Here is a 21010-nt window from a genome sequence, read left to right on the forward strand (position 1 = left end):
CCTAGGTGGTCAGGGGCGCGGGGAACTGCGCGAGCAACCCAGCACGGTCCGCGGACAAACACCGGGCTGGAAGCGGCGGCCTCAGTCCAGCAGGTCCGCCCCGATGTCGATCGCCGTCATCCACATCGGCTGCGCCCCCGTGCCGAACGCGGCCGCCAGCGCGTACCCGACGCACACGTCCAGCGGCAGCACCTTCGCGTCCTCGCGCCACTCCGCGTCGACGCGCCCGTCCCCGTCGCACTGGAGCGTGCCGAGGCGGCGGCCCTCGCGCAGCAGGCGGCTGCCCGCCGGCGAGTCGGGGACGAGCCGGTAGCGGACGGCGCCGCAGACCGCGTCGACCCGGTAGGAGCGCCGGGTCAGCCGCCCCCTGGCCGGGTCGAGACCGGCCGGTTCGCCGTCGACGGTGAGCGCCAGCCGGTCGGCGGCACGGGTGCCGACCGGCGTGTGCGCGTCCGGCTCGCCGCCGGTGCGGCGCAGCTCGACGCGGGGGAGACCGTCGCCGGAGACGGTGACGGCACCGGCGACGGGGTCGAACTCCACGAGCGGCTCTTCGGGCTCGTGGGTGGGAAGCGCGTTCAGTTGTCCTGCTCCAGGATTCCGGACTGGGCGATGAGATAGCCGAGCTGGGCGCGGCTGCCGCTGCCGAGGGCGGCGTTCAGCTTGGCGATGTGCGCGCGGCAGGTCCGTACGTTCATACCGAGCCGGCGTGCGATCGAGTCGTCCACGTGCCCCTCCACCAGGAGCTTGGCGATGGAGCGCTGGACGCCCGTGATGCCCTCCGCCTTCTGGGCGTACGGGACTTCCTCCTCCCACGGCACCGCGTGCAGCCAGAACTGGTCGAAGACGCCGACCAGATACTGCACCAGGCCCTCGTGCCGCAGTTCGAGCGCGACCCGGCGGTCGCTGCGCGCGGGGATGAAGGCGACCCGGCGGTCCACGATGATCAGCCGGTCGATGATCTCTTCCAGCGTGCGGACCTCCAGCCCGTACGGCGCGATGCGCTCCACGTATCCGATCGTCGCGGAGTGGTGGCGGGAGGTGTGCTGATAGAGGGTGCGCATGCCGACGCCCCGGTCGAGCAGCGGCTGGACCCGGCGCAGGCCCGACTCCAGGGTCTCGGGTCTGCGCCCGCTGCCGGGCTGGATGGTGAGCAGCTCCTTGGTGCACTCGTCGATGACGCGGTCCAGCGTCGCGTTGATGAGTTCGAGCCCCTCAAGGACCGTGATCGCATGGGTGCTTGCCGCGTCTTCGCTGGTGATGGCCATGAATGGCTCGAAAGTACTGGCCAGCGACATCGACAGCTTCCTGCGCTCCTGGATCTCGCGTTCGAGCGGCTGCACGAGCTGGTTCAGGACGACCGAGGGAGGGACCGGCCGCAGCTGCTCCGCGTCCTCCGCATCGGGCCGCAGCAGCGCGAGATCGATGAGACAGGGAGCGGCCTGGGCTTCCGTGCGAGTTATTCCGCCGGTACGCAACGCGGTGCCGTAGAGGGTCTTGCCCATCTCGCACAGGTCTGTAGGGCCATGACTATGTCCGAAGTGCCCCTGATACAACCGGATTACACCCCCCTCATACTCCTGAATTACAGGAACATGATGCCTGGCCTCGCTGGTGGAAGCGCTCAGAGTGAGCCATCGTCTTATGCGCGGGGGGAGGGAATGATCATAAAGAGGTGGAGATCGGCCATGAGCAGGATGGTTCGAGCACTTAGCGCTATAGCCGTTGTCACGGCTGCTCTTTGCGCTCTCGCCGCGAGTGGGGAACCCACGTGGGAGAGCAAGCCGTCCCACGGAACCGTAGCGGCTCCGGGAGAGCCCACCTGGGAGCACAAGCCGGTGACGCGGGTCCTGGCTTCTCCGGGTGAGCCCACCTGGGAGGTCGCGCCCGCGGGTGTCGGCGCATGAGCCTCCCGCCGGACGACCGGGTCTTCCGGCGCGAGATGGCCACGGCCTACCGCTCGGGGTGGCACTTCATCGACCTCGTCACGGCTATTCCCCATAGCGGCGATTCGTTGATGGTCACCCTGTTCGGCGAGCCGATCCTGGTCGCGCGTGAGGACGACGAGGACGTCCGTGCCTACCGGTGCCTTCGCCGGCCACGAGGGGCGCCGCAGCCGATTCGCTGTGCCGTGCGGTACGGCATGGTGTTCGTCAATCTGGACCAGCGTGACCACCAACTGTTCGACCCCGAGTCATCTACCGCCACCCCCCGCAGCGCCTGAAGCGATTCCCCCGTCGTTGTAAATCGCTCAGGCGCTTCCCCCACACAGCGGCGCCACCGTGGACCTGAACACGGTGGCGCCGCTGTGCTGCGCGCGCACGCACGCAGCGGCGCCCGCGCTCAGCCGTTGCCCATCGCCCGCTCCAGGACGATCTCGATCAGCACCCGGTCCGGGTTCTCGCGCGGCACCCGCCCGTACCGCTCGGCGTACCGCGCCACCGCCTCGGCGATCGGCCCCGGCTCCGTACGTACGTAGGCCCGGCCCTCAAGCGTGGCCCAGCGGCGCCCGTCCACCTGGCAGACCGCCACACGCGCCCCCTCCGCCCCGGCGGCCAGCACGTTCGCGACCTTCTTGCTCGACCTGTTGGTGATCACCCGCGCGACCCCGGCCTCCGGGTCGTAGGTGACCCCCACCGGCACCAGGTGCGGGCTGCCGTCCGGGCGCGGGGTCGTCAGCGTGCACAAGTGCCGCTCGCGCCAGAAGCTGAGGTAGGCCGGATCGGGCTGCCGGGGGTCCAGCGGGGTACGCGGGCGGGGGGCCGGGGCGGCGGCCGTGTCCGTGGTCATGCGCGGAAATCTACGCCGAACCCGGCCCCCCTACCTTGAGCGGAATCGGCTCAACTTTATGTACGCTGGACGGGTCATGGAGTTCGGACCCCTACGCCGAGGAGGAGAGACCGCACGTGGACGCCGAGCTGACCAACAAGAGCCGGGACGCGATCAACGCGGCCAGCAACCGGGCCGTGTCCGACGGGCACCCGGACCTGACGGCCGCGCATCTGCTCCTCGCCCTCCTGACGGGCGAGGAGAACGAGAACATCGTCGACCTGCTGGCGGCCGTCGACGCCGACCAGGCCGCCGTACGGTCCGGGGCGGAGCGGCTGCTCGCCGCGCTGCCCAGCGTGACCGGGTCCACGGTCGCCCCGCCCCAGCCCGACCGCGAACTGCTGGCCGTCATCACCGACGCCGCGCAGCGCGCCAAGGAGCTGGGCGACGACTTCCTCTCCACCGAGCACCTGCTCATCGGCCTCGCCGCCAAGGGCGGCCGGACCGGCGAGCTGCTCGCCCAGCAGGGCGCGACCGCGAAGAAGCTCCTTGAGGCATTCGAGACAGTACGAGGAGGACGGCGGGTGACAACCCCCGACCCCGAGGGCCAGTACAAGGCCCTGGAGAAGTTCGGCACGGACTTCACGGCAGCGGCCCGCGAGGGCAAGCTCGACCCGGTCATCGGCCGGGACCAGGAGATCCGCCGGGTGGTGCAGGTGCTCTCCCGGCGCACCAAGAACAACCCGGTGCTCATCGGTGAGCCCGGCGTCGGCAAGACCGCGGTCGTGGAGGGCCTGGCCCAGCGGATCGTGAAGGGCGACGTCCCGGAGTCCCTGAAGAACAAGCGGCTCGTCTCGCTGGACCTCGGCGCGATGGTGGCGGGGGCGAAGTACCGGGGCGAGTTCGAGGAGCGACTGAAGACCGTCCTCTCCGAGATCAAGGCGAGCGACGGCCAGATCGTCACGTTCATCGACGAGCTGCACACGGTCGTCGGCGCGGGCGCCGGCGGCGACTCGGCCATGGACGCGGGCAACATGCTCAAGCCGATGCTGGCCCGGGGCGAGCTGCGGATGGTGGGTGCGACGACGCTCGACGAGTACCGCGAGCGCATCGAGAAGGACCCCGCCCTGGAGCGCCGCTTCCAGCAGGTCCTGGTCGCGGAGCCCACGGTCGAGGACACCATCGCGATCCTGCGCGGCCTCAAGGGCCGGTACGAGGCGCACCACAAGGTGCAGATCGCGGACAGCGCGCTGGTGGCGGCCGCGACCCTGTCCGACCGCTACATCACCTCCCGCTTCCTGCCCGACAAGGCGATCGACCTGGTCGACGAGGCCGCCTCGCGCCTGCGCATGGAGATCGACTCCTCCCCCGTGGAGATCGACGAGCTCCAGCGGGCCGTGGACCGGCTGCGCATGGAGGAGCTGGCCCTCTCCAAGGAGACGGACGCGGCGAGCAAGGAGCGCCTGGAGAAGATCCGCCGCGACCTCGCCGACAAGGAGGAGGAGCTGCGCGGCCTCACCGCCCGCTGGGAGAAGGAGAAGGAGGGCCTGAACCGGGTCGGTGAGCTCAAGGAGCGCCTCGACGACCTGCGCGGCCAGGCCGAGCGCGCCCAGCGCGACGGCGACTTCGACACCGCCTCCAAGCTGCTGTACGGCGAGATCCCGACCCTGGAGCGCGAGCTGGAGGAGGCGTCCGAGGCCGAGCAGGAGGCGTCCAAGGACACCATGGTCAAGGACGAGGTCGGCCCCGACGACATCGCCGACGTGGTCGGCGCCTGGACCGGCATTCCGGCCGGCCGCCTCCTGGAGGGCGAGACGCAGAAGCTGCTGCGCATGGAGGACGAGCTGGGCCGCCGGCTGATCGGCCAGGGCGAGGCGGTCCGCGCGGTCTCGGACGCGGTCCGCCGTACCAGGGCGGGCATCGCGGACCCCGACCGCCCCACGGGCTCGTTCCTCTTCCTCGGCCCGACGGGCGTGGGTAAAACAGAACTGGCCAAAGCACTGGCCGATTTCCTCTTCGACGACGAGCGGGCGATGGTCCGCATCGACATGTCGGAGTACGGCGAGAAGCACAGCGTGGCCCGCCTGGTCGGCGCCCCGCCCGGGTACGTGGGGTACGAGGAGGGCGGCCAGCTCACCGAGGCCGTCCGCCGCCGCCCGTACAGCGTGGTCCTGCTCGACGAGGTCGAGAAGGCGCACCCGGAGGTCTTCGACGTGCTCCTCCAGGTCCTCGACGACGGCCGTCTCACCGATGGCCAGGGCCGTACGGTCGACTTCCGCAACACCATCCTGGTGCTTACGTCGAACCTGGGCAGCCAGTATCTGGTAGAGCCGCTGACCAGCGCGGAAGAGAAGAAACGACAGGTCCTGGAGATGGTCCGGGCCTCCTTCAAGCCCGAGTTCCTGAACCGCCTGGACGACCTGGTGGTCTTCTCGGCCCTCACCAAGGACGAGCTGGCCCACATCGCGGAGCTCCAGATCGCCCGCCTGGCCAAGCGCCTGGCCGACCGCCGCCTCACCCTGGAGGTCACCCCCGAGGCCCTGGCCTGGCTGGCCGAGGAGGGCAACGACCCGGCCTACGGCGCCCGCCCCCTGCGCCGCCTCATCCAGACCGCCATCGGCGACCGCCTCGCCAAGGAGATTCTGGCGGGCGAGGTCAAGGACGGCGACACGGTCCGCGTCGACCGGTTCGGGGAGGGGCTGATCGTGGGCGCGGCGACCGGAAAGAGCCTGTAGGGCCTGGCCGGTGGATCTGGTCGGCACGCGGGTGTCCGGCACGCCCATCTGCGGCGTTGTCGTCAATCACCGACGCTCCGCGTCGCCTCGATCCTCCGCCTTGCAGCTGGACGCACCAGACACCCGCTCACCAGCACCGAAAAGGCACCCAGGGCCGAAGCCGACCAGATCCACCGGACAGGCCCTGGGACAGGCCCCGAACCGGCCCGCGCGCCGGGATTCGGTCAGCCGTCAGCGGATACCCGTGGCGGGGGTTGCCAGCCCCCGCCCGGCATGGGAGAGGATGACCGGAACCGTACGAAGGAAGATTCACGATGAGCATCGACCCGTCCTCGATTCCGAATTTCGGGGCTCAGCCCGGCCCGCAGCCCACCGGTGGACCGGCCGGGCCCGTCGTACCCGACCAGGATCTGGTCAAGCAGCTCCTGGAACAGATGGAGCTCAAGTACGTCGTGGACGACGAGGGCGACCTCGCCGCGCCGTGGGAGGAGTTCCGCACGTACTTCATGTTCCGTGGCGAGGACGACCAGCAGGTCTTCTCGGTGCGGACCTTCTACGACCGCCCGCACAGCATCGACGACAAGCTCGCGCTGCTGGAGACGATCGACGACTGGAACCGCCGCACCCTGTGGCCCAAGGTCTACACGCACACCCACGACGACGGCGCCGTCCGCCTCATCGGTGAGGCGCAGATGCTGATCGGCACCGGCGTCGCCCTTGAGCACTTCGTGTCGTCGACCGTCAGCTGGGTCCGCGCCTCGATCGAGTTCGACAAGTGGCTCGTGGAGCAGCTCGGCCTGGAGAAGGCCGCCGAGGAGGCCGAGGGCGACGACGAGGGCGACGCCCCCGGCGACGACGCCTGACGCACGGCGCTCACCGCTTCACCGCTTCACAGCTTCACCGCTTCACAGCGCCATCGGGGCCAGCGTCAGCAGATACGCCCCGTACGCGAACGACAGCCCGGCCAGGGCCGCGGTCACCGGGACCGCCGCCCTGGGCCGGGCTTTCGCCAGTGCGGCCGCCAGCGGCAGCAGCAGCGGGAACGCGGGCAGCAGGAACCTCGGCTTGGACTCGAAGAACCCCGAGCCGCCGATCGTGATCAGGACCAGCACCGCCGTGTAGACGAGCACGGGCAGGGGCGGGCGCTCCAGCAGGAACAGGGTGAACAGGAGCAGGGCCGCCGCCGTGATCAGGAACGCCATCGTGTAGCCGAGGTCGTACGGCCCGGTCGCCAGCTTCCGTACGAAGCGCAGCGTCCCCCGGCCGAAGTCGAACCGCGACGTCCAGGCGGCCTGGACCGCGAAGTAGCCGCGCAGCGGATCACCTTTTCGGGCGCCGACCGACAGGACGTATCCGCACCAGCCGAGCGGCGCCGCCAGCCCCGCCGCCCACACCCGCCAGTCCCGCCGTACGCCCCGCCCGCCGCGCCACAGCGCCGCCGCGGCCGCCACCGTGACCGCTGAGGCCACCGCGACCGCGTTGGGCCGCGAGAGGCCCGCCAGGGCCGCGAGGGCGCCCGCCCACAGCCAGCGCCGCTCCAGGAGCGCCCACAGCGACCAGGCGGCCAGCGCCGTCATCACCGGCTCGGTGTACGCCATGGACAGCACGATGGAGTGCGGCAGCAGGCCCCACAGCAGGACGAGAGCCGTAGCCGTGCGGCGGCCCGCCAGGCGGTCGCCGACCGCGTAGATCCCCCAGGCCGCCGCGGCCGACGCCGTCCAGGAGACCAGCAGCCCGGCCGTGCCGCCCGCCACCGGCAGGAACGTCGTCACCGCCCGCAGCAGGGTCGGGTAGAGGGGGAAGAACGCCAGGTCGCTCTGGACCACCCCGCCCGGCCAGTACAGCGTCCGCCCGTAGCCGTTCGCCGCGATCTTGATGTACCAGTCGGCGTCCCACGTCGTCGCGAGCAGCGCGCGCGGCGAGCGCCCCAGATGCCAGGCCCACCCCGCCAGGCACAGCATCCCGCTGAGCCGGACGGCGGCGAACAGCCCGAGCGCGGGGGCCGCCCGGCGCAGCGCGGTCAGCCGGCGCGGCGTGGACAGGGCGGTGCCGGACCGGCGTGCGAGGGCGGTGATCTCGGCGGACAGGGTGCACCTCCGGGCGCGCGTAGTCGCTCCCGTGGGCCTGCCGGTCCGCGAGCTCAGCCCGCGAGCGCCTTCAGCCGGGAGACGGCCTCTTCGAGCACACTCTCCCTCTTGCAGAAGGCAAATCGGACGAAAGGCGCGCCCGCGTCCCGGTGGTCGTAGAAGACGGCGTTGGGAATCGCCACCACCCCGCAGCGCTCCGGCAGCGCCCGGCAGAAGGCGAAGCCGTCGCCGCCGTGCGAGAGCTCCTCGCCCAGCGGGCGGATGTCGGTGGTGACGAAGTACGTGCCCGCCGGGCGGTACACCGCGAAGCCCGCCGCCGCCAGGCCCTCGCTCAGCAGGTCCCGCTTGCCGCGCAGGTCCTCGCGCATCCCGTCGGTGTACGCGTCCGGCAGCCGCAGCGCCTCGGCGACCGCGTACTGGAAGGGCCCGGAGGCCACGTACGTCAGGAACTGCTTGGCCGAGCGGACGGCCGCGACCAGCTCGGGCGCACCGGTGGCCCAGCCGACCTTCCAGCCGGTGAACGAGAAAGTCTTGCCCGCCGAGCCGATCGTGAGTGTGCGCCCGCGCATCCCCGGCAGCGTCGCCAGCGGCACGTGCTCGCCGTCGAAGACCAGGTGCTCGTACACCTCGTCGGTCACCACCAGCAGGTCCCGCTCGCACGCCAGCTCCGCCACCGCCGTCAGCTCCGCGCGCGTGACCACGGTTCCGGTGGGGTTGTGCGGGGTGTTGAGCAGGATGAGGCGGGTGCGCGGGGTGACGGCGGCGCGCAGCTCGTCGAGGTCGAGCGCGAAGCGCCGCTGCCCGCCGTCGACGGTCTCGGGGCGCAGCGTCACCGGGACGCGGGTGCCGCCCGCCATGGCGATGCACGCCGCGTACGAGTCGTAGTACGGCTCCAGGGCGATCACCTCGTCCCCCGGCTCCACCAGGGCGAGCAGCGCGGCCGCGATCGCCTCGGTGGCGCCCGCCGTCACCAGCACCTCGCGGTCCGGGTCGAACGCGAGCCCGTAGCGCCGCAGCTGGTGGTCCGCGATCGCGGTGCGCAGCTCGGGCACGCCCGGGCCCGGCGGGTACTGGTTGCCCCGCCCGTCGCGCAGGGCCCGCACGGCGGCCTCGCGCACCTCCTCGGGGCCGTCGGTGTCGGGGAAGCCCTGGCCGAGGTTGATGGCTCCGGTGGACGCCGCGAGGGCGGACATCTCGGCGAAGATCGTGGTGCCGAACTCGGCGAGGCGGCGGTTGAGGAGAGGGCGCGCGCTGGAGGTCATGGCCGCCATCCTGCGCGGAACCTCTGGAGTTGCTCAAGTCTGCTTTCGCTTCCGGTGGCGGGGGGCATCCCCCTGTCACATACGGGAGAAGGACGAAGGACGGTGGGGGAGATGGGATATGTCATCGGGGCGGCTTTCCTGGTAACGGTCTGGTTCCTCGCGGACAAGATCTCCAGTCGGCGCCGGCGCCGGCGCCGGGGCCGGGCGCGGTCGTGGTCGTCCGGGGCGGGCGGCTCGTCCGGTTCCTGGTGGGCCGGTGACGGCGGCGGCAGCGGCGGCGGCCACCACGGCGGCCACTCGTGCGGCGGCGGCCACTCCTCCTGCGGGGGCGGTTCGTCCTGCGGGGGCGGCGGCTGCGGCGGCTCCAGCTGACGGTTCACAGAAGCCTCGGCCGACGGATCGCAGAGGCCTCACCCGACGGTTCGGACAAGCTCCGGCCGACCGGTTCGAAGACCCTCCGGCCGACCGGTTCGCGGGAGTACGGCTGACCGTTCGCGGCGGTCGCGGCTGACACGGGGCAGCCGATTCCGTCCGCACGCCCCTTCCGCGCGCCCGGTGGGTCAACACCCGCCGGGCGCCTTCGTGCGCACCCTCCGGTTGAACAGTTGAACCGTGTTGCATCCCAGGGGATGGAAACCACGTCAAGTTGGGTAAAAATGCTGTGAGCGCCGCGCACTTCATGGTTCCCTCGCTGTTGAGGAACGCAGTCCACGGACCCCCCACCGGGCGGACCTGGGCAGGCGGTCCCCCCTTCCCTCGCACCGGTTCCGGGGTGACCCCGGTCGTCCACCCTCCCCATGTGTGTTTTGCGGAGCCCACCCATGCTCACGACTCTCAAGACCGTCTACAGCGACACGCGTGCCAGTGACCTCGCCTGGGCTCTGGGCCGGGAGCCGCTGCCCGCGCTGGCCGTCCTCGACCTCGAACTCTCCGGCGCCAAACTCCAGTTGAGGCTTCTCGGCGCCTCCCACCAGGTGCTCCTCGAAGAGGGGCAGGGCTCCTGTTCGGAGACCGTCGCCTGTATGCCCGGCAGCAGCACACCGCTGCCCCTCGGGGTGGCGAAACGTCTCGGGGAGTGGGAATACGAGTTCGCCGCGCGGGTGGAGACGTTGTCCCGGGGCTCGTTCGCGGGGCGCGCCCAGGAGCTCCTCGCGCTGGTCGCGGACCACCCCAACGGCCTTGCGGGGACGTTTCCCGGCTCGCCGCACGCGTTCACCGCGATGATCGCGCAGCGCTGCGAGGGCCAGGTGCGCTGGCGGACCTGGCACGCGTACCCGCAGGAAGGGCAGTTGGTGGTGACCCGTACGAGGGTCGGTGTCCGCATGGCGGCACCCGTCGGGCAGTGAGAATGCGTGCAGGCAGGAGGGGGCGTACCGCCACTGGGAGGGCCGTAATTCCCTCCGCAGTGCGCTAGTTGCACTCTTGTGGGTGACAAGATGTCAGCGAGTCGTGACGTAGCGTTCCCATCATGATCGAACCGTCTGTGTCCGTCCTGCCCTGTGGCATCCCGCCGCCGGCACACCGGCGCAGCACCGCGCGGTTCATCGTGCTCGGCACCGTGTTCATCTGCGCGGCCTGCGGACTCGTGTACGAACTCGAACTGGTCGCCCTCGCCTCGTACTTGATCGGCGACTCGGTCACCCAGGCCTCCGTCGTGCTGTCCGTGATGGTCTTCGCCATGGGCATCGGCTCCCTGCTCGCCAAACGGCTGCGGCTGCACGCAGCCGTCGGCTTCGGCCTCATCGAGGCGGCCCTCGCCCTGGTCGGCGGCTGCTCGGCGATGGTGCTGTACGCGACGTTCGCCTGGTTCGGCGGCGCGAGGTACGCACTGGTGGCGTTCTCGCTCGGGATCGGCGTGCTCATCGGCGCGGAGATCCCGCTCCTGATGACCCTGATCCAGCGGGTCTCCCGGCAGGACCCCGGCGGCACGGTCGCGGACCTGTTCGCCGCCGACTACGTGGGAGCGCTCGTCGGCGGCCTCGCCTTCCCCTTCCTCCTGCTGCCCCTGCTCGGCCAGTTGACGGGAGCGCTGCTGACCGGCGCGGTCAACGCGGTCGCGGGCGGCGCGCTGGTCCTGTGGCTGTTCCGGCGCGATCTGACGCCCCGCGCGCGATGGTGGCTCTTCGCGGCGAACGTGCTGGTCCTCGCGGTCCTGGCGACGACGACCGCACTGGTCGGCGCCTTCGAGCAGGCGGCGCGGCGCGCGGTGTACGGGGGACAGGTGCGGGTCGCGGTGCAGACCGGGGTGCAGGAGATCGTCCTCACCGGCAGCCGCACCGGACACGGCCCCGGCGGCCCGCTCGACCTCTTCCTCGACGGCCGGCTGCGCGTCAGCGGCCGCGACGAGCACCGCTACCACTCGGCCCTCGTGGGCCCCGCGATGGACTCGGGCCCGTACGGGCGGGTGCTGGTCCTGGGCGGTGGGGACGGCCTCGCCGCGCGCGAGGCGCTGCGCCACCCGGGCGTGCGCTCGGTGACCCTGGTCGAACTCGACGCGGGCGTCGTCGACCTGGCGCGCCACGACCCGGCCCTGTCGGCGCTGAACGGCCATGCGTACGAGGACCGGCGGGTGCGGCCGGTGGTCGCGGACGCGTTCGGCTGGCTGCGGGGGCCGGGGCGGTCGGCAGGTCCGTTCGACGTGGTGGTCTCCGATCTGCCGGACCCGGGCATCACCCCGAGCACCAAGCTCTACTCGGAGGAGTTCTTCGGCCTCGCCGCGCGGGTGCTGGCGCCGGGCGGGCGGATCGTGGTGCACGCGGGCCCGGTCGCGACGCGGGCGCACACGTACTGGACGGTGGAGTCGACGGTACGGGCGGCGGGCCTGTGGACCGTGCCGTACCGCGCGACGGGCCGCCTCACGGGCTTCACGGCGGGCCCCGACCGCGCCTCGGACGCCACGAAGTCCCCGCACGACTGGGGCTTCGTCCTGGCCTCGCCGTCCGGCCCCCCGGGGGCCCCGCTCGCCCCCGAGCTGGAGCCCCTGGCGGACGAGCGCCCCCGAGACGAGCTGCCCCCGTCGACGCTGGTGCACCCGCGCTATACGGGATGAGAGGGGCTCGGCGTGAGTGGTCGCCGCGATTGCGCAGACGGGACGGCCACCCCTGAGTAGGCTCGTTTCATGGAGCATGAGGTGTTCGTTCCGGTTGAGGTCCAGTCACTCCGCCAGACGCTGCGGGACCCGGCGAGGGTCGCCCGCTGCGTCCCCGGCCTGCAGCAGGACGCGGGCGAGCCACCGGTGGCCGGGCGGCTGAAGCTCCGCGTCGAGGGACACACGATCACCTACCGGGGCACGCTGCGGATCACCGAGCTCGACGAGGACACGTTCGGCGTGGAGGCGCGGGGCACGGAGGCGCGCGGCACGGGCGCGGCGAAGTTCTCCCTCACCCTCCGCCTGGCCCCCGAGCCCAAGGGCACCCGCCTGTCCTTCACCGCCACGGCCACGGCGGACGGCCGCGTGGCCACGGCGACCCCGGAAGGCGCCCGGGCCTCGGCCTCCCGCCTGCTGGACCGCTTCGGCGCGGCGCTCGCCGCGGACACGGAGGGCGCGGGGAAGGGAGCCGGGGACGCGCCCGAGGCGGACGCCACGGCGCCCGAGGCGGAGCCGACCGGGCCCACCACGTCCGGTTCCGGTTCCGGCGCGCCCGAGGAAGGCGCCGGCCACTCCGTCTTCGACGCCGTCGTTCCGCCCCCCGCGCCCGATCCGCTCGCGGAGGAGGAGTCCGATCTTCCCGGGGACGCGGACTACGTACCCGCCGAGGCCGCGCACGCGCGGCGGACCATGATCGGGCGCAGCGCCGAGGAGGTCGACCACGCGCCGCCGCGCGGGCGGTACGCGCCCGTGCCCGCCCCGGCGGGCGTCGGTGCGGGGGCCACCCTGCGCTGGGTCGCCCCGGCCGCGGCCCTCGCGCTCGCCTCCGCCGTGGTGGTCGGCCGCGTGCTGCGCCGCCGCCGCTGACCTCACCACTCAGGCCAACACGGCGGCGCGCGCGCCGGCGCGCGCGGTGACGCAAGTAGTGTCGGGGGCGTGAGTAGCGAGAAGAGTGTCCGGCTGGCGGCCGGCGACGTCGAGTTGACGGTCCGTCCGGACATCGGATGCCGGATCGAAAGCCTCCGTATCGGCGGTACGGAGGTGCTGCGCCAGGGCGAGCACTACGGCTCGTTCCCGATGGTCCCCTGGTGCGGGCGCATCGAGCGCGGCGAGTTCCGCAACGGCGGCACCAAGCACCAGCTGCCGCTGAACTCCCCGCCGCACGCCATCCACGGCACCGGCCGCGACACCGCCTGGAAGCGCGTCCGCACCGGCGCGACCGAGTCCGGCCACGCCGAGGCCCACTTCACGTACGACCTGGCCGACCCCTGGCCGTACACCGGCCGCGTCACGCAGATCTTCGAGCTGTCCGAGAACGCGCTGACGCTCACCATGGGCGTCGAGACGTACGGCGACTCCTTCCCCGCGCAGGTCGGCTGGCACCCCTGGTTCCGGCGCAGCCTCGGCGGCGAGGACGTACGGCTCGGGTTCACCCCCGCCTGGCAGGAGGAGCGCGGCGACGACCACCTGCCGACCGGCCGCCGTATCGACCCGCTGCCCGGTCCGTGGGACGACTGCTTCGGCATGCCCGACGGCGTCGACGTCACCCTCACCTGGCCGGAGCAGCTGGAGCTGAAGGTGGCCAGCCGCAGCGAGTGGGTGGTCGTCTACGACGAGCAGGCGGAGGCGGTGTGCGTGGAGCCCCAGTCCGGCCCGCCCAACGGCCTCAACACGCTCCCGAGGCTGGTGACGCCGGTGGACCCGCTGGAGCTCGCGACGACCTGGAGCTGGCGCCGCCTCTAAGCTGGCGGACATGACTGACGTACGCGCTGACCTGCTCCAGCAGATCAAGGACAAGGCCGTGGTGCACGGCAAGGTGACCCTCTCGTCGGGTCGGGAAGCCGACTACTACATCGACCTGCGCCGGATCACCCTGGACGGCGAGGCCGCGCCGCTGGTCGGGCAGGTCATGCTCGACCTCACCGCCGACCTGGACTTCGACTGCGTGGGCGGCCTGACCCTCGGCGCCGACCCGGTGGCGACGTCGATGCTGCACGCCTCGGCCGCGCGCGGGCAGCGCCTGGACGCCTTCGTCGTGCGCAAGGCGCAGAAGGCGCACGGCATGCAGCGCCGGATCGAGGGCACGGACGTCAAGGGCCGCCGCTGCCTGGTGGTCGAGGACACCTCCACCACCGGCGGTTCGCCGCTGACGGCCGTCGAGGCGGTGCGCGAGGCGGGCGGCGAGGTCGTCGCCGTGGCCACGATCGTCGACCGGGGCGCGGCCGACGCGATCGCCGAGGCGGGCCTGACCTACCTCACGGGGTACCGGCTGGGAGACCTGGGCCTGGCGTAACGGGCGGAATGCCCGGACTGTCACCGCGGCCGTAACCGGTCCGGGGGACCTGGAAAGATCGCCTGACGGGCACTCCGAAAGTGGTGCCCCAGGTCCCCGAGCCCTCGTATACCGGCTCTGACCTGTGCTTTCCCCGAGGGGGGGGCTGTTTCACGTGAAACAGCCGCCCCCTCGTCCGTCCGCAGGGTGGAGCCGGGCGCAGAGTCTGGAAAGATGGGCCGCGACGATGACGTCGCCCCCAGGTCAGGGCCAGCACATATCGCACACCCCGCACATCACAAGGAGCGGACAGATGCCCATCGCAACCCCCGAGGTCTACAACGAGATGCTCGACCGGGCGAAGGCAGGCAAGTTCGCCTACCCGGCCATCAACGTGACCTCGACCCAGACCCTGCACGCTGCCCTGCGCGGCTTCGCGGAGGCCGAGAGCGACGGCATCATCCAGATCTCCACCGGCGGTGCCGAGTTCCTGGGTGGCCAGTACAACAAGGACATGGTCACCGGCGCGGTCGCCCTGGCCGAGTTCGCCCACGTCGTCGCCGCCAAGTACGGCATCACCGTCGCGCTGCACACGGACCACTGCCCCAAGGACAAGCTGGACGGCTACGTACGTCCGCTCCTGGAGGTCTCGGCCGAGCGTGTCGCCAAGGGCCTGAACCCGCTCTTCCAGTCGCACATGTGGGACGGCTCCGCCGAGACCCTCGCGGACAACCTGGCCATCGGCCAGGAGCTGCTCGCCAAGGCCGCCGCCGCCAAGATCATCCTTGAGGTCGAGATCACCCCGACCGGCGGCGAGGAGGACGGCGTCAGCCACGAGATCAACGACGAGCTGTACACGACCGTCGACGACGCGCTGCGCACCGCCGAGGCCCTGGGCCTGGGCGAGAAGGGCCGCTACCTGCTGGCCGCCTCCTTCGGCAACGTCCACGGCGTCTACAAGCCGGGCAACGTCGTACTGCGTCCGGAGCTGCTCAAGGACCTCCAGGAGGGCGTCGCCGCGAAGTACGGCAACGCCTCCCCGTTCGACTTCGTCTTCCACGGCGGCTCCGGCTCCACCGAGCAGGAGATCGCGACCGCCCTTGAGAACGGCGTCGTGAAGATGAACCTGGACACCGACACCCAGTACGCCTTCACGCGCCCGGTCGCGGACCACATGTTCCGCAACTACGACGGCGTCCTGAAGGTCGACGGCGAGGTCGGCAAGAAGTCGACGTACGACCCGCGCACCTGGGGCAAGCTCGGCGAGGCGTCGATGGCCAAGCGCGTCACCGAGGCGTGCGCCAACCTGCGCTCCACCGGCACGAAGCTGAAGTAGCCCTTCGCTCTCCTTAGCTGTACGGGCCCGGTACCCCTGCCAGGGGGTGCCGGGCCCGGTGCGTTCGGCGAGAGTGGAACGCATGAGCGTACGGATGGGCACGGCGGCCGGCCGGTGGGTGCTGTTCACGACCGTGCTCGGGTCCGGGATGGCGATGCTCGACTCGACCGTCGTCAACGTGGCCCTGCCGAGCATCGGGGCGGACCTGGACGCCGACATGGCCGTCCTCCAGTGGACCGTCAACGCGTACATGCTCACGCTCGCCGGGCTGATCCTGCTCGGCGGGGCGCTGGGCGACCGCTACGGGCGCCGCAAGGTCTTCGTCTTCGGCGTCGTCTGGTTCGCCGCCGGGTCGCTGCTGTGCGGCGTCGCGCCCGACGCGGGCGTACTGATCATCGCGCGCGCCCTCCAGGGCATCGGCGGCGCGCTCCTCACCCCCGGCTCGCTCGCCCTCATCCAGGCGAGCTTCCACCCCGACGACCGGGCCGCGGCGGTGGGCGTCTGGTCCGGGCTCGGCGGGGTCGGGGCGGCCGTCGGGCCGTTCCTGGGCGGCTGGCTGGTGGACGGCCCCGGCTGGCGCTGGGTCTTCCTGCTGAACGTCCCGCTCGCCGCGCTGTGCGTCCCCGTGGCGCTGCGGCACGTACCGGAGTCCAAGGACACGCGCGTGCACACGGCGCGGTTCGATGTGACGGGGGCGGTCCTCGGGGCGCTGGCGCTCGCACTGGTGACGTACGCGCTGATCGAGGCGCCCGGGCAGGGAGCGTCGCCGCTGGTCCTCGGCGCGGCGGCGGCGGGGCTTGGGCTGGGGGCCGCCTTCGTCCACCTGGAACGCCGCCTCCCCGACCCCATGCTGCCGCCGGAGATCTTCGCGTCGCGCCAGTTCACGGCGGTGAACCTGGTGACGGTGTGCGTGTACGCGGCGTTCGGCGGCTTCTTCTTCCTGGCGGCGCTCCAGCTCCAGGTGGTGGCGGGGTACTCGGCCCTCGGCGCCGGGGCGGCCCTGCTCCCGACCACGGTCCTGATGCTCCTGCTCTCGGCCCGCTCGGGCGCACTGGGCGAGCGCATCGGCCCGCGCGTGCCGCTGACGGTGGGGCCGCTGCTGTGCGCGGCCGGGATGCTGCTGATGCTGCGGGTGGGGGTGGGCGCGTCGTACGTACGTGACGTGCTCCCCGCGGTCGTCGTCCTCGGCCTGGGCATGGTCACCCTGGTCGCCCCCCTCACCGCGACCGTCCTCGCGTCGGTGGACGAGGGGCGGGCGGGGCTGGCGAGCGGCATCAACAACGCGGCGGCGCGGGCGGCGGGGCTGATCGCGGTGGCCGCGCTGCCACTGATCACGGGCATGTCCCCCTCGGCCTACCGCTCGGCGGCCGAGTTCGGCTCGACGTTCCGGCGGGCGATGCCGGTGTGTGCGGGGGTGCTGGTGCTGGGTTCGGTCGTGGCGTACGCGACGGTCCGCCGTCCGGCGGCGGGGGTGTGTCATCCGGAGTGCCGGGTGTCCTGCGGGGTGTCGGGGCCGCCGCTGGAACGCGACCGGGGGGTTTGACCCCACCCCGTGTGGGGGTGGAGGCTCGTTTCCCGGGGGCTTCGCCCCGGACCCCCTTGCGGGCCTGCGGCCCCCGGACCCCGCTTCGGGGGCCGCCCCGGACCCCGCTCCTCAAACGCCGGAGAGGCTGAATTCTGCCGTGCCCCTTCAGGGGCGCGGGGAACTGCGCGACCAGCCCCCACCCAACCCGCAGACAAACGGGGGCCAGGGGCCCAGTGGGCGGCGGACGCGGCAGACTGGGGGCATGTCCATTCACGAGAACCTGCTCGGCGGCCCCGCCCCGACGCACCTGCCCGACGACCCCGAACCGCGCGACCTGCTCGCACAGGGCACCGCCCCCGCCGACGTCGCCGCCAAGTACCCCACGTCCTCCCTCGCCTGGGCCCAGCTCGCGGACGACGCCTTCGACGCGGGCCGCACGGTCGAGTCGTACGCGTACGCCCGCACCGGCTACCACCGCGGCCTCGACTCGCTGCGCCGTGCCGGCTGGAAGGGCCACGGCCCGGTGCCGTGGGAGCACGAGCCCAACCGCGGCTTCCTGCGCGCCCTGCACGCGCTGGCCCGCGCCGCCCAAGCCATCGGCGAGCAGGCCGAGTTCGAGCGCTGCACCACGTTCCTGCGGGACTCCTCGCCGCTCGCGGCCGACACGCTGGGCTGACCTGCGCGGATTCGTACCGTCCGGACAACTCCCGTACGGACGGTACGATCGCACGCACCATCGATTACAGGACAACCGAAGAATCGAACGGATCGCATCCGGCGCTGGCGCACGAGGCCCCACACCTCTCCCCCAACTCCAGCCGTGACAAGGGGAGAAGTCTGTCTTGGGCAAGCGAGCAGCCCGCAGCGGAGACCGTCGTGGCCGTGGCCACACCCGACCCCGTAGCCGTGGCAGACGCTCGGCCCGGCGCCACCCGCGCGCCCTCCTCCTCGTAGGCGGCCTCCTCGGCCTCGCCCTCATCTGCGGCGCCGCACTCGCCGAGTGGCCCGGCAAGGACGCCGGCGTCCCCGAGCCGGGGTACGCCGCCGAGACCCCCCTCGGCTCCCGCGCCCCCCTCCCGGCCGCTCCGCCGCCGAAGCCCCCGAAGGGCGAGGACAAAGACAAGAAGGACGACGCGTCGGGGAAGAAGAAGGGCGCCGGCGTCCCCGCCTCCGGCCCCGGCACCTTCACCCCCGCCGGCTCCTCGGGTTCCCCCGTCGGCACCGGTGGCCCGCTGCGCCGCTACAAGGTGCTCGTCGAGGACGGCGTCGACGTCTCGCCGCGCCAGGCCGCCACCGAGGTCCAGGCGATACTCGCCCACCCCCGCAGCTGGGCCGCGCACGGACGTGGCCGGTTCCAGCTGGTCTCCGGCGGCGACAGCGCCGACGTGACCATAAAGATCGCCACCCCGGCCACCACGGACCGGCTCTGCGCGGTCAACGGCGACACCCACGGCGAGCTGAACTGCGAGGTCGCGGGCGGGGTCGTGGTCAACCTCAAGCGGTGGGTGCAGGGCTCGCCGCAGTACGACGGGCCGCCCGCCGAGTACCGGCACCTGATCATCAACCACGAGATCGGCCACATGATCGGCTTCCGCCAGCACATGGCCTGCCCGGGCGAGGGCGAGGCGGCGCCGGTGATGATGCAGCAGATCAAGGGCCTGAAGGGCTGCAGGTCCAACGCGTGGCCGTACACCAAGGGCGGCACTTTCGTGGAGGGCCCGTCCGTGCCGTAGAGGCGTTTTCCGTGCCCTGACGAGCGTGGGCCGGGCGTGCTTATGATGCGGGTGGGGACCGGGGCTCCGATGCCGATGAAGGAAGGGGCGGACCGCTACCCGGACACGTCGAGGAGACAGCGATGTCATCAAAGATGTCCGAACCGGTCGAAACCGCCGGAGCCGCCCACACCGCCGGAGCCGCCGCCCCCGGATCCACCGACCCGGCCGACGCCCCCAATCTGGACTTCGCGGGCACGACGCCGTACGAGGACTACGTCCAGGCGGACGTCCTCACCCACCTCCAGCACCTGCGCTCGGACGACCCCGGCGAGATGGTCTTCCTGGTCACCACCCAGGTCATGGAGCTGTGGTTCACGGTGATCGTCCACGAGTGGGAGACCGCCACGCGCGCGTTGCGCGAGGACCGGGTGGCCGTGGCCGTGGACGCGCTCAAGCGCTCCGTACGCGAGCTGGAGGCGCTCAACGCGTCCTGGACGCCGCTCGCGCAGCTGACCCCGGCGCAGTTCAACTCCTACCGCGCGGCCCTCGGCGAGGGGTCCGGCTTCCAGTCCGCGATGTACCGCCGGATGGAGTTCCTGCTCGGCGACAAGTCGGCGTCCATGCTGGTGCCGCACCGCGGCTCGCCGCGTGTGCACGCCGAGCTGGAGAAGGCGCTCCAGGAGCCGAGCCTGTACGACGAGGTGCTGGCGCTGCTCGCGCGCCGCGGGTACGCCGTCCCGGCCGCGGTCCTCGGCCGCGACCTCTCCCAGCGGTACGAGCCCTCGCCCGAGGTCGAGGCGGTCTGGGCGGATCTTTACGCCGGGGACCAGAACGGGGAACTCGTGCGCCTGGGCGAGTCGTTGACCGATGTGGGCGAGCTGGTGTGGCGCTGGCGCAACGACCATCTGGTGGCGACGAGGAGAGCGATGGGTGCGAAGACCGGCACGGGCGGTTCGGCGGGCGTGGCCTGGCTGGAGAAGCGCGCCGCGAAGAACGTGTTCCCCGAGCTGTGGACGGCGCGCAGCCATGTCTGAGGCGCTGGCCGGCAAGGCCGCGGCGCTGGACGCCGCAGACGAACTCGCCAAGCACCGCGAGCTGTTCGCACTCGACGACGCCACCGTCTACCTCGACGGCAACTCGCTGGGCGCGCTGCCGCGCCACGTCGCGGCGCGCATGCAGGAGGTCATCGCCCACGAGTGGGGTGAGCTGCGCATCCGCTCATGGGACGAGAGCGGCTGGTGGACGGCGCCGGAGCGGATCGGCGACCGCATAGCGCCGCTGGTAGGCGCCGCGCCCGGCCGGATCGTGGTGGGCGACTCCACGAGTGTGAACGTCTTCAAGGCGCTGGTCGCGGCGGTGCGCCTGGCGCCCTCCGACCGTGACGAGATCCTGGTCGACGAGTCCACGTTCCCGACGGACGGGTACGTGGCGGGGTCCGCCGCGCGGATGACGGGCCGTCGGCTGCGCCCGGTCGCCCCGGGCGAGATGGCCGCGGCCGTCGGCCCGCGTACGGCGGCGATCCTGGTCAACCACGTCGACTACCGCACGGGCCGGCTGCACGACCTGCCCGGCATCACCGCGGCCGCGCACGCGGCGGGGGCGCTCACGGTCTGGGACCTGTGCCACAGCGCGGGCGCGCTGCCGGTGGGCCTCGATGCGCACGGGGTGGACTTCGCGGTGGGCTGCACCTACAAGTACCTGAACGGCGGCCCGGGTTCGCCGGCGTACCTGTACGTACGGGGCGACCACCAACCGTCCTTCGACTCCCCCCTCCCCGGCTGGAACTCGCACGAGGACCCCTTCGGGATGCGTACGGAGTACGTGCCGGGGGCCGGGGCGGTGCGGGGCCGGGTGGGCACGCCGGACATCCTGTCCATGCTGGCCCTGGAGTCGGCCCTCGACGTCTGGACGGGCGTCACGATCGACTCCGTCCGGGCGAAGTCGCTGGCGCTGACGGACTTCTTCCTGGAGTGCGTGTCGGCGTACGTGGCGCCGGGTCTTGTCGAGTCGGTGACGCCGGCCGCGCACGTCTCGCGGGGGAGTCAGGTTGCGCTGCGGTGCGAGGATGCGGGATCGGTGATGCGGGCGCTCATCGCGGCGGGGGTCGTGGGCGACTACCGGCGCCCCGATGTCCTTCGTTTCGGGTTCACGCCGCTGTACGTGAGCTTCGGGGATGCGGAGAGGGCGGCGCGGGCGCTGTCGACGGCGCTGGGTTAGCCCCCCC

General features: G+C 72.1%; 20 protein-coding genes. 15 read left to right on the forward strand and 5 right to left on the reverse strand.

Going from position 1 to position 21010, the window contains the following annotated elements; all coding sequences use genetic code 11:
* Nucleotides 1-81: 81 nt before the first annotated feature.
* Both ACFWA7_RS32315 and ACFWA7_RS32320 read right to left on the reverse strand, forming a co-directional pair.
* Complete coding sequence (locus tag ACFWA7_RS32315; RefSeq protein WP_385548315.1) at nt 82-540, reverse strand: hypothetical protein; 459 nt, start codon at nt 538-540, stop codon at nt 82-84.
* A 35-nt stretch (nt 541-575) separates the two neighbouring features.
* Nucleotides 576-1502, reverse strand: coding sequence for a helix-turn-helix transcriptional regulator (locus tag ACFWA7_RS32320; RefSeq protein WP_385548318.1), 927 nt, complete (start codon nt 1500-1502; stop codon nt 576-578).
* 398 nt (nt 1503-1900) lie between these two features.
* On the opposite strand from ACFWA7_RS32320, the gene ACFWA7_RS32325 reads away from it, so the two are divergent.
* Nucleotides 1901-2221 carry a (2Fe-2S)-binding protein gene (locus ACFWA7_RS32325; protein WP_385548321.1) on the forward strand — a complete coding sequence of 107 codons (321 nt, stop codon included), beginning with the start codon at nt 1901-1903 and terminating at the stop codon, nt 2219-2221.
* A 119-nt stretch (nt 2222-2340) separates the two neighbouring features.
* On the opposite strand, the gene ACFWA7_RS32330 is transcribed toward ACFWA7_RS32325, so the two are convergent.
* A complete protein-coding gene (locus tag ACFWA7_RS32330; protein WP_385548324.1) occupies nt 2341-2787 on the reverse strand; it encodes a pyridoxamine 5'-phosphate oxidase family protein in 447 nt (148 codons plus the stop codon).
* A 116-nt stretch (nt 2788-2903) separates the two neighbouring features.
* Here ACFWA7_RS32330 and clpB point away from each other — a divergent pair, with 116 nt between their 5' ends.
* Nucleotides 2904-5501, forward strand: a complete 2598-nt coding sequence (gene clpB, locus ACFWA7_RS32335) for an ATP-dependent chaperone ClpB (RefSeq protein WP_385548327.1) — start codon at nt 2904-2906, stop codon at nt 5499-5501.
* A gap of 314 nt (nt 5502-5815) precedes the next feature.
* The gene (locus ACFWA7_RS32340; protein ID WP_385548329.1) at nt 5816-6364 is read left to right on the forward strand and encodes a YbjN domain-containing protein; all 549 of its coding nucleotides are present in this window, start codon (nt 5816-5818) and stop codon (nt 6362-6364) included.
* Between the two features lie 42 nt (nt 6365-6406).
* On the opposite strand, the gene ACFWA7_RS32345 is transcribed toward ACFWA7_RS32340, so the two are convergent.
* Both ACFWA7_RS32345 and ACFWA7_RS32350 read right to left on the reverse strand, forming a co-directional pair.
* On the reverse strand, nt 6407-7543 hold the full coding sequence (locus ACFWA7_RS32345) for a glycosyltransferase family 39 protein (protein ID WP_385826653.1): 1137 nt from the start codon (nt 7541-7543) through the stop codon (nt 6407-6409).
* Nucleotides 7544-7641: 98 nt separating this feature from the next.
* Nucleotides 7642-8859: a pyridoxal phosphate-dependent aminotransferase gene (locus ACFWA7_RS32350; protein ID WP_385548332.1), complete on the reverse strand. Its 1218-nt coding sequence runs from the start codon at nt 8857-8859 to the stop codon at nt 7642-7644.
* A gap of 102 nt (nt 8860-8961) precedes the next feature.
* On the opposite strand from ACFWA7_RS32350, the gene ACFWA7_RS32355 reads away from it, so the two are divergent.
* The 12 genes from ACFWA7_RS32355 (at nt 8962) to kynU (ending at nt 21003) form a co-directional block, all read left to right on the forward strand.
* On the forward strand, nt 8962-9222 hold the full coding sequence (locus ACFWA7_RS32355) for a hypothetical protein (RefSeq protein WP_385826632.1): 261 nt from the start codon (nt 8962-8964) through the stop codon (nt 9220-9222).
* 449 nt (nt 9223-9671) lie between these two features.
* On the forward strand, nt 9672-10196 hold the full coding sequence (locus ACFWA7_RS32360) for a DUF2617 family protein (protein WP_385826634.1): 525 nt from the start codon (nt 9672-9674) through the stop codon (nt 10194-10196).
* Between the two features lie 122 nt (nt 10197-10318).
* On the forward strand, nt 10319-11899 hold the full coding sequence (locus ACFWA7_RS32365) for a polyamine aminopropyltransferase (protein WP_385826636.1): 1581 nt from the start codon (nt 10319-10321) through the stop codon (nt 11897-11899).
* 69 nt (nt 11900-11968) lie between these two features.
* The gene (locus tag ACFWA7_RS32370) at nt 11969-12805 is read left to right on the forward strand and encodes an SRPBCC domain-containing protein (RefSeq protein WP_385548343.1); all 837 of its coding nucleotides are present in this window, start codon (nt 11969-11971) and stop codon (nt 12803-12805) included.
* Nucleotides 12806-12874: 69 nt separating this feature from the next.
* Nucleotides 12875-13681 carry an aldose 1-epimerase gene (locus tag ACFWA7_RS32375; RefSeq protein WP_385826638.1) on the forward strand — a complete coding sequence of 269 codons (807 nt, stop codon included), beginning with the start codon at nt 12875-12877 and terminating at the stop codon, nt 13679-13681.
* Nucleotides 13682-13691: 10 nt separating this feature from the next.
* Nucleotides 13692-14231 carry an orotate phosphoribosyltransferase gene (gene pyrE, locus ACFWA7_RS32380; RefSeq protein WP_101389021.1) on the forward strand — a complete coding sequence of 180 codons (540 nt, stop codon included), beginning with the start codon at nt 13692-13694 and terminating at the stop codon, nt 14229-14231.
* 292 nt (nt 14232-14523) lie between these two features.
* On the forward strand, nt 14524-15546 hold the full coding sequence (fbaA, locus tag ACFWA7_RS32385; RefSeq protein WP_371653543.1) for a class II fructose-bisphosphate aldolase: 1023 nt from the start codon (nt 14524-14526) through the stop codon (nt 15544-15546).
* A gap of 82 nt (nt 15547-15628) precedes the next feature.
* Nucleotides 15629-17089: an MFS transporter gene (locus ACFWA7_RS32390; RefSeq protein ID WP_385548350.1), complete on the forward strand. Its 1461-nt coding sequence runs from the start codon at nt 15629-15631 to the stop codon at nt 17087-17089.
* Nucleotides 17090-17333: 244 nt separating this feature from the next.
* Complete coding sequence (locus ACFWA7_RS32395) at nt 17334-17747, forward strand: DUF3151 domain-containing protein (protein WP_190087910.1); 414 nt, start codon at nt 17334-17336, stop codon at nt 17745-17747.
* Between the two features lie 166 nt (nt 17748-17913).
* Nucleotides 17914-18804 carry a DUF3152 domain-containing protein gene (locus ACFWA7_RS32400; protein WP_385548947.1) on the forward strand — a complete coding sequence of 297 codons (891 nt, stop codon included), beginning with the start codon at nt 17914-17916 and terminating at the stop codon, nt 18802-18804.
* A 221-nt stretch (nt 18805-19025) separates the two neighbouring features.
* Nucleotides 19026-19820 (forward strand): tryptophan 2,3-dioxygenase family protein, encoded by a 795-nt coding sequence (locus ACFWA7_RS32405; RefSeq protein WP_385826655.1) that lies wholly within the window; start codon nt 19026-19028, stop codon nt 19818-19820.
* The gene (gene kynU, locus ACFWA7_RS32410) at nt 19813-21003 is read left to right on the forward strand and encodes a kynureninase (RefSeq protein WP_385826640.1); all 1191 of its coding nucleotides are present in this window, start codon (nt 19813-19815) and stop codon (nt 21001-21003) included. The genes ACFWA7_RS32405 and kynU overlap by 8 nt, the downstream gene beginning before the upstream one ends.
* Nucleotides 21004-21010 lie beyond the last annotated feature (7 nt).

This window comes from Streptomyces sp. NPDC059994, assembly GCF_042737755.1.
Lineage (GTDB): Bacteria > Actinomycetota > Actinomycetes > Streptomycetales > Streptomycetaceae > Streptomyces.

Excerpts from the sequence above, each read along its gene's own strand:
- ACFWA7_RS32320 (WP_385548318.1), bottom strand. The coding sequence starts at position 1,502 with ATGGGCAAGACCCTCTACGGCACCGCGTTGCGTACCGGCGGAATAACT.
- ACFWA7_RS32325 (WP_385548321.1), top strand. The coding sequence starts at position 1,901 with ATGAGCCTCCCGCCGGACGACCGGGTCTTCCGGCGCGAGATGGCCACG.
- ACFWA7_RS32330 (WP_385548324.1), bottom strand. The coding sequence starts at position 2,787 with ATGACCACGGACACGGCCGCCGCCCCGGCCCCCCGCCCGCGTACCCCG.
- ACFWA7_RS32340 (WP_385548329.1), top strand. The coding sequence starts at position 5,816 with ATGAGCATCGACCCGTCCTCGATTCCGAATTTCGGGGCTCAGCCCGGC.
- ACFWA7_RS32350 (WP_385548332.1), bottom strand. The coding sequence starts at position 8,859 with ATGGCGGCCATGACCTCCAGCGCGCGCCCTCTCCTCAACCGCCGCCTC.
- ACFWA7_RS32355 (WP_385826632.1), top strand. The coding sequence starts at position 8,962 with ATGGGATATGTCATCGGGGCGGCTTTCCTGGTAACGGTCTGGTTCCTC.
- ACFWA7_RS32360 (WP_385826634.1), top strand. The coding sequence starts at position 9,672 with ATGCTCACGACTCTCAAGACCGTCTACAGCGACACGCGTGCCAGTGAC.
- ACFWA7_RS32365 (WP_385826636.1), top strand. The coding sequence starts at position 10,319 with ATGATCGAACCGTCTGTGTCCGTCCTGCCCTGTGGCATCCCGCCGCCG.
- ACFWA7_RS32370 (WP_385548343.1), top strand. The coding sequence starts at position 11,969 with ATGGAGCATGAGGTGTTCGTTCCGGTTGAGGTCCAGTCACTCCGCCAG.
- pyrE (WP_101389021.1), top strand. The coding sequence starts at position 13,692 with ATGACTGACGTACGCGCTGACCTGCTCCAGCAGATCAAGGACAAGGCC.
- fbaA (WP_371653543.1), top strand. The coding sequence starts at position 14,524 with ATGCCCATCGCAACCCCCGAGGTCTACAACGAGATGCTCGACCGGGCG.
- ACFWA7_RS32390 (WP_385548350.1), top strand. The coding sequence starts at position 15,629 with ATGAGCGTACGGATGGGCACGGCGGCCGGCCGGTGGGTGCTGTTCACG.
- ACFWA7_RS32395 (WP_190087910.1), top strand. The coding sequence starts at position 17,334 with ATGTCCATTCACGAGAACCTGCTCGGCGGCCCCGCCCCGACGCACCTG.
- kynU (WP_385826640.1), top strand. The coding sequence starts at position 19,813 with ATGTCTGAGGCGCTGGCCGGCAAGGCCGCGGCGCTGGACGCCGCAGAC.